The sequence below is a fragment of the Mycobacterium sp. 852002-40037_SCH5390672 genome (assembly GCF_001665875.1).
GTDB lineage: Bacteria > Actinomycetota > Actinomycetes > Mycobacteriales > Mycobacteriaceae > Mycobacterium.
Window position 1 is genome coordinate 359,117 of record NZ_LZTA01000038.1, and the last position, 7,603, is coordinate 366,719.

General features: G+C 60.2%; 6 protein-coding genes. 4 read left to right on the top strand and 2 right to left on the bottom strand.

The features are described from left to right. The first annotated feature begins 516 nt into the window (after nt 1–516). A complete protein-coding gene (locus A5782_RS06955; protein ID WP_067097069.1) occupies nt 517–1,089 on the top strand; it encodes a TetR/AcrR family transcriptional regulator in 573 nt (190 codons plus the stop codon). Between the two features lie 281 nt (nt 1,090–1,370). On the opposite strand, the gene A5782_RS06960 is transcribed toward A5782_RS06955, so the two are convergent. Further along, complete coding sequence (locus tag A5782_RS06960; protein ID WP_067096941.1) at nt 1,371–2,069, bottom strand: DUF4396 domain-containing protein; 699 nt, start codon at nt 2,067–2,069, stop codon at nt 1,371–1,373. 734 nt (nt 2,070–2,803) lie between these two features. Between A5782_RS06960 and A5782_RS06965 the strand changes: the two genes are divergently transcribed. Both A5782_RS06965 and A5782_RS06970 read left to right on the top strand, forming a co-directional pair. After that, a complete protein-coding gene (locus A5782_RS06965) occupies nt 2,804–3,703 on the top strand; it encodes a SigB/SigF/SigG family RNA polymerase sigma factor (protein ID WP_067096944.1) in 900 nt (299 codons plus the stop codon). A gap of 138 nt (nt 3,704–3,841) precedes the next feature. Next, a complete protein-coding gene (locus tag A5782_RS06970; protein ID WP_067096947.1) occupies nt 3,842–4,546 on the top strand; it encodes a GAF and ANTAR domain-containing protein in 705 nt (234 codons plus the stop codon). A gap of 252 nt (nt 4,547–4,798) precedes the next feature. Here A5782_RS06970 and A5782_RS06975 read toward each other — a convergent pair whose 3' ends face one another. After that, nucleotides 4,799–6,226, bottom strand: coding sequence for a NarK/NasA family nitrate transporter (locus A5782_RS06975; RefSeq protein WP_067096950.1), 1,428 nt, complete (start codon nt 6,224–6,226; stop codon nt 4,799–4,801). Between the two features lie 1,295 nt (nt 6,227–7,521). Between A5782_RS06975 and A5782_RS27230 the strand changes: the two genes are divergently transcribed. Then, nucleotides 7,522–7,603, top strand: an 82-nt coding sequence (locus A5782_RS27230) for a hypothetical protein (protein WP_369815593.1), incomplete at its 3' end; no start/stop codon positions are given.

Sequence of the window (7,603 nt, forward strand, 5' to 3'; positions counted from 1 at the left end):
ACCTTATTTAACCGGTGAAGCTGCACAAGCATCCCAAGGCGTCTGACCGATCTACTAGACAGCGTCATGAGCTCTGCCCGCGGTAGGACGCTTCCCAGCCGACAGGCACTTGCGTGCCTTCACCTTGGCGGAACCGTTAACAAACTCGAAGACAACTTGGAGTTCAACTCGTTTGGCCGATCGTGCCAGAACTGTTGGCACAGTGTGGAATTCGTCCTGTGCCAGAAAACGCGCTACAAGAATGCAAGACCACCTCGAGGCGGCACATCGGAGTATCCTAGTCGATCGCACGGGCCACTCGAACTTCCCTGACGGCGACTAATTGGCTGGTCATCACCGGTATAGGGTGCACGGCCATTCCCATTGGATAACGCGCTGTCTCGTGGAGTCCCGAGGATCTGCCCCGAAATTGGCCTACTTCGGTACAGCAACAATCTTTTCATGATGAAGCGGTCGAGGGAAACTCGTTTGTCTTTAGCTCTGTATGGTGAGGTCACCACGCGGAAGGTGTACGACATGACGACCAGTAAGTCGCCGAGCGCACAGGAACGCCTGATGGCCACTGCGTATGACTTGTTCACTCGACGCGGAATCGCCGACGTTGGCGTCGACGAAATCGTGGCCAAGGCCGGTGTCGCGAAGGCGACCCTGTACAAGTACTTTCCCTCAAAGGAGGACCTTGTCTTGGCGTTCCTTGTTCAACGCGAGGAACTATGGACCGACGAAGTGATCGATCGCCGTCCCGCAGAAAGCAGCGCGGACCCCGCACAGCAGTTGCTGGCAACGTTCGACGTGCTCGACGTGTGGTTTCGCGGGCGGCGCGATTACGAGGCGTGGTCGTTCGTCAAAATCCTGCTCGAAGTCGGCGATGAAGGGCGTGTCGGCGAGGCATGCGGCGCCCAGTTAGAGAAGATCCGGGCAATTTTTGCCCGCCGGGCGAAGAAGGCAGGATTACGCAACGTGCGCGCCTTCTCATGGGCCTTCAACAGCTTGATCAAGGGCAGCATTGTGTGTGCCGCCGAGGGTGATCGGGATGCGGCGAGACGAGTGAAGCCGATGGCAGCCTGGCTCATTGAGCAGCATCGGTAGTCTGTGCCGGTGCTGTCGTCGCCCGCCAACCTGCGCGAAGCGCGCGACCGGATCCGGTAATCGGACCCGGCGCCCGGCGTACCGCGCAGTCACGCTGCCGTTTTCCCATCGAATGCGATTGCTCTCGGACTCACCGGTTACATCAGCGCGAGCAAGTGCGCCGGGCGTCGCGATCCCGATCATCGTCAACGACTGATTCTCTTGCAGTTCAGCTAGTTTGGCGCGATCGGGTCGTGCCCGCCGATGTTGTCGACCCCGAGAGCTAGACGAGTGCCGGTCCGCTACATAGCTTCCTTGATTCCTCGCCGGATCAGCCACACGTTCGCCGGCCACGCCGTGGCGAACCCGACGATCATTCCGATCTGCATCAGAAACCAGTATGTCGGAGTGTCGGGATGTAGCGGCGGGGATGGGAACAACACGAACGCCATCACGGCCATCCAGCCGAACAGCCCCACTTCGAACGCGGTAAGCGACAAGACGTCAGCCTTAGCCGCGGCCACCATGCCGTCGCGGAAGCCCATACCGCGCATCGGGGCGATTGCGAAATACTGAAACACCACACCCAATGCCAGCGCGGCAACGTAGTCGCCGAGGTACTCGGGCAGTAGAGCGCGGCCGAGCAGCTTCAAACCCAAGGCGAATATCGCGAATTCCGCAATGATGTCGCCGAGCGTGCATCCTGCACCGCAGTGGCTGACCCCGATGGCGATGGTGGCCCACTTCGGCTTGTCGGGCGCCTGGTCAAGCCCTCGTTGTTGGAGCCACCGAGAGCTGTTCGGGCGACCGTAGCGCCAATACATCCACACCGCTACCGGCCCGAAATACAGTGCGGTTACCGGCCAGACCGCCTCCATAATGCGCATCCGCTGCCGGTAGCCGCGAGCGTAGATATCGATCATGATCACGATCGCCGACCCAACGGCCAACGCCAAAGCCGCCCATGAGAGCGCAGTCAACCAGGGGGGAGGCTCAGCCATCAAACACCTTTCAGGGAAACCTCGTCTTAATCTGGTCCGTGGTCAGTCGCATTCGGTGCGTGGCCCGCTTCGGCATCAGTAAAGACGAAGACCACACCAAAACAACCCATGATGCCGGGAGTCTCGGTACGGGCACTTAGGCAGGACTGCCGCTACACGACCTCGACAACGAAGCCGCCGAACGCGCCGATCGAGTCGGCGAATCCGATCATCGCTCGCAATCGACCAGACCATGTTGCCCCGGGCAATGACGCTATTGCCGTCCTCCCGGGCTTGTGTGTCTTCCGGGTTCCAGTCGAAGATCTGATGCGAGCGGCGCACGCGTGGCCGGATGCCCGTAAACCACCTCATGAAACGGACCCGCCGGGAACGTGTTCGCACCCTCGCTTTGCCACCAGCGTGGCGACCACATTCTGTGAAGCGGAGCCGAATTCAATCGTCGGGCCGCTGCCAAAGAGCTCATCATTCACCAGGGTTTCTCACATTTCCAAAGAAGCAGGTAGCTGCACAGTGCGTCCTCCGATGCCCCCGTCGCCCTCTCATGTTTTAGCCGATGAATCGAGGGTATGACACGCCCTAGACAGATCTGTCTACCCTTACGGGGTCTGCCGTATACAAGTCGGTCTACCACGCAGTACGACGGGCTGTAGACGGGTCTGTCTACCACACGACGGAGTCGACGTTTGCGCCGATTCTGCTTTGTCTCCGTCCCGGCGGCGTGTTTAAGGAGCGTGATGAGCCCAAAGATTTCTCCGATTGCCGCGACCCCGAGTTCCAGAACGAAGCTCCCTGACACCACACCGAACGATGACCGCGATCACGTCAATGTCGAGCGGCTATGCGAATATCTGGTGAATGCCGACACCGACGAAGAGCGCCATGAGTGGCGCCGCCAGATCATCGTGGGCTGTTTGCCACTGGCCGATCGGATTGCATACCGCTTTGTCGGGCGCGGTGAGCCTAGCGAGGATCTGCTTCAAGTCGCGAGGATCGGTTTGATCAAGGCTATCGACAGATACGACCCCGCAAAGGGGAGCTTCCTGTCGTTGGCCTTTGCCTTCATCGTGGGCGAGGTGCGGCGGTACTTTCGTGACAACGCGTGGGGCATGCATGTGCCACGGGGCATAAAAGACATACACCGACGGGTCAGGGCGGCGACGGAGCCGCTCTCGCAACGGCTTGGCCGTGCACCTACCGCCGCCGAGTTGGCCGCGGAACTGGACTTGGAGCCAGAAGCTGTCAGCAGCGCTATGGAGGTCGAATACGCCTATCACCCAGCATCCCTCGACGCGGCAGGCTGGGCGTCCAGGAGCGCCGAGGACGGCATCGGACCGGGCAATGGAGCGGACGATCCCCGCTATAGCGCCGTCGAGGACACGATGGCACTGGCCCGATTGCTCGCCCAACTTCCCGAGCGCCAACAACTGATCGTGAAGATGCGGTTCTACCAGTGCCTGACCCAATCCGAGATTTCACAGCATTTTGGAATCTCTCAGGTGCATGTGTCCCGTATTCTTACCGCCGCACTGGAGCGTCTGCGGGCACAGCTGTCCGATTGTCCCAATGAATCGAACCGCCATGATTTGCAGCGGCCCTCTCACGGTAGTCACCGCGCCTTCCGAGCTGCGGGATGAGCGGGCACCGGATGGAAACGAGAAAATGTCCAAGCTTGGCAACGCATTCGGCTATGCGGCGCGGCGGTTTGCCCAGACGCGATCTGCAACTAGGGGCCTGCTGCACAACAGGCAAGCGAAATATTGTTGAGGATCGACATGAACCAACCCAATGAGCTCCTTCGGCTCACTGAATTGGTTCGGGACCTGCAGCAGAACATGCCGGCTGACGGGCGCCCGACCTTGGATGCCCTGGTTCACGGTGCTGCCGAATCAGTGCCCGGCGCACAGCATGCCGGTGTCACGATCGCCACGCGCCGGTACCTCGATACGCCGTCGGCGACGGACCAGTACCCGACCGTGCTGGACGGGATCCAGGAGCGACAAGGCGAAGGCCCTTGTTTGTCGGCCGCATGGGACCAACACACAATCCGAATCGATGACCTCGCCGCTGACGCCCGATGGCCTCGTTACCGCCGTGAAGCTCTCCAGCGGACGCCGATCCGTTCAGTGCTGTCGTTTCGGCTGTTTGCGTTTAAACACACGGCGGGCGCGCTGAACCTATATGCCAGTCAAACTCACGCATTCGACGACGAGTCGCTGGAAGTAGGGCTCACTTTCGCCACTCTTCTCTCGCTGGCCTGGAACATCGTGCAGCGCAACGAACAATTCCGCGCCGCAATGGCTTCCCGCGACATCATCGGGCAAGCCAAGGGCATGCTGATGCAGCGGTTCGGAATCGGTGCCGTAGGAGCATTCGAGTTGCTCAAGCGACTCTCTCAGGAGTCGAACACGCCGGTCGCTGACGTCGCCGTGCGATTAGTTCGTGAGAACTTTCATCGCAGAAACGACCTGTACCGCTAGCCAAACCAGCTTCATCCCATGACTGCGGGACTTGTCGGTTCGAGCCCAGTCTGCTCTGCATCGGCGCGAACAGCACAGACAATCGCCTGCAGTGCATGCCTAGCGAGAGCGGGCACCTGACGGCGCACGTCGGCACGGGCGGCGTGCGCTCGTAATGCCCAGATAGCAACGAGCACACTGCTTTTAGGGCATGGACGCGGATTCTATGTCCATTTGCCCGAACGAGACCGGCCCCCGCGTGCGAAACCTGTGTCAGCGGATAAATCGCGCATCGGGGGATCGCGGTGACATTGCTTCCTGCGTAGGGGCTTTCTGTTGCTCGGCCGTTGTCGAGGCCGACTGACCCACGTATCGCTTCCAGGTGAGGATGGCGGCAATGATATAGAAACCCAAGAAGATCCAGTACGCCGTGGTGTCTGTGCCGGTGCTCAGGTAGGACTGGCGTAGCGCCATGTTGATTCCCACGCCGCCGAGGGCGCCGAACGCGGCGACGAATCCGATTACAGCGCCCGAGATGGCATCAGACCAGTGACGGCGCTCGGACTCCCCGACGTTGAGCCGGTGGCTGCGCGCCTCGAAGACCGACGGAATCAACTTGTACACGGATCCGTTGCCGATTCCCGACAGAATAAACAAGGCCATGAAGCTGCCGACGTACACCACCATCGTGGCGGCGGTCGTGGGACCCTGGTTGTGGTCCTCGAGGGTGCTGGCGGTGACCAAAAGGCCGGTAGCAAGCGCCATGGCGGCGAATACCGCGAGGGCCACACGGCTGCCGCCAATGCGGTCGGCAAGCCTGCCGCCATAGATACGTGCCAGTGACCCCAATGCCGGCCCGATGAACGCGAACTCCGCGGCGTGCAGCGACGCCTGTCCATGGCTCTGTCCGGCCGCAGCGAAGTTGACCTGCAGCACCAGACCGAAGGCGAACGAGAACCCGATCCACGAGCCGAAGGTGCCCAGGTAGAGCAGCGCGAGCACCCAGGTGTCAGGCTCTGAGAGGATCGAGCGCAGGTGACTCACCTCGGTAGGGTGATCAAGATTGTCCATGAATCGTGCTGCCCCGAGCGCGACGACGGTCAAGAGTACAAGGTAAAGCCCACACACCCAGTACGGTTGACGCTGGCCGGCGATTGCGAGCACGAGAAGCCCCACTAATTGGATCATCGGAACCCCGAGATTGCCGGCCCCAGCATTGAATCCCAGTGCTGAGCCCTTGAGCCGATGGGGATAAAACGAATTGGTGTTCGTCATCGACGCCGCGTAATTGGCGCCCCCGGCACCGGTCAGCGCCGCACACACCAAATATGGCCATAGGGGTAAGCCCGGGTGCGCCAACAGCACGAGTGTGGCGACGGTCGGGATCAGCAACACAACAATCGAGAACACGGTCCAGTTGCGCCCGCCAAAGGTTGCGATACCCAACGAATACGGGATACGCAGACACGCCGCGACCAGTGTCGCGGTGGCTCCCAGCAAGAACTTGTCAGCGGCGGTGAACCCGTACACGTTCTGGGGCATGAAAAGCGCCATCACCGGCCAAAGTGTCCAAATACCGAAGGCGATGTGGTCGCAGGCAACGATCCATAGCAAGTTGCGACGGGCGACTGCCTTATTGCCGGCCTCCCAGGCTAAGGCGTTTTCGGGATCCCAGTCCGAGATGTGATGCGAACGGGCCATAGATGGTTCACCTTTCCAGCATGGAGTCCTAGACCAAGGATTGCGATGAGAGAATCACACGCCGACGTAGCCGAGTGGAAGGCCGCATCATCAGCCCGCGGCGGTGCGGTGCCACAGGGAATACGTTCTCGACCAATAGCTTTCGGATGCCAGATAAGGGCAGAGGCAAGACATTATTACGCGTCAAGGGACCGATCTCTGACCAATCCCACTGGTGCAGACCGATATTGGGCAGAGTGGCCGTTACGTGCGCAACCATCAGGAAACGTCGTCGCCTGCCGTCACTGCCGCCCGATGCGTGGCCAGACTCGCATGGTTTTCTCCGGTCCACATGTCGATGCTGATCACGACCTCCTGAAAATAAGCCGCGGCGCCCCCGCATTGTTATCTGCCATCCAGAGTCGTCAGCCGGTGCGTCATCCAAGTCTGGCGCAGCCTGCCGTCGTCGACCACTTCCCATAGTGATACTAGGAAATAGTTTACATTTACTATAGTAGTCGGCTACCAGTTTGCTGTACGGTGGCTGTGAGGACTTGTTTGCTGGTCCACGAAGAGACGGACGGGACCGAAGGACGGTTTGGGCAGCCGGATAGTGGAGCCCGATAGCGCATCGGCGGCCGGCGAGTCAGTGAGCCTCACCGACGGGTTACTGACCGTATTTCGGTTGCTGGCGGCGATTATTCGATTCGCGGCTCGATCAGACGACCGCCACAGGCGGCGAAGTAGGATGGTGATCGGAAGTGCTTTCTGCATAAGAAGTTTCGAAGTCCCCGAGGTTGGCTTGGCCCGGCACCACGCTGAGTCGGCAATCTATGTCTATGCCCCGCAGCTGATCCCAAAAAATCAAAGACGAGGCGCGACTTGCCCTGGTTCGGCGAGGATGGTCGCCCGCGTCCCACTGGCGGTCTCACAGCGCTTTGCCAGGTTTTCCTGCTCTGTACAACAGTTGCAACGGTGTACGTTCAGTGCCGAGGCTACTCAACGATGCGTCCCCTCGACGATTCGGTCAGATCGGTGGATCGCAAGCTAGCCGTCCATGTGTTCGGCACTTCTCGGACTTATCTACTGCCGCTTCATCTTCCCGGTCGGCGCGACTGTGCGCCTTGCGTCGAACTAGCTGCGAATCACGGCCTGGCGCGAGTCATCATGCGCCCGGCTAAGCGCCACCAGGTTGTCCGAAGTGGTGGCGGCACCCGCAAACCCAAGAACGACACGAGGCTGATTTGACCGATTTAAGAACCACAAGTCCACTGGCGGGGTTGATCCCTTTGCCGACAGGAGGATTCAGATCTCCGATGACGACGACGACCGAAAATGCACTGTCCCCTGAGGTTCGAAACGGCATCGATTTCAAGGTGGCCGATTTGTCGTTGGCGG

Excerpts from the sequence above, each read along its gene's own strand:
- A5782_RS06955 (WP_067097069.1), top strand. The coding sequence starts at position 517 with ATGACGACCAGTAAGTCGCCGAGCGCACAGGAACGCCTGATGGCCACT.
- A5782_RS06965 (WP_067096944.1), top strand. The coding sequence starts at position 2,804 with ATGAGCCCAAAGATTTCTCCGATTGCCGCGACCCCGAGTTCCAGAACG.
- A5782_RS06960 (WP_067096941.1), bottom strand. The coding sequence starts at position 2,069 with ATGGCTGAGCCTCCCCCCTGGTTGACTGCGCTCTCATGGGCGGCTTTG.
- A5782_RS06975 (WP_067096950.1), bottom strand. The coding sequence starts at position 6,226 with ATGGCCCGTTCGCATCACATCTCGGACTGGGATCCCGAAAACGCCTTA.
- A5782_RS06970 (WP_067096947.1), top strand. The coding sequence starts at position 3,842 with ATGAACCAACCCAATGAGCTCCTTCGGCTCACTGAATTGGTTCGGGAC.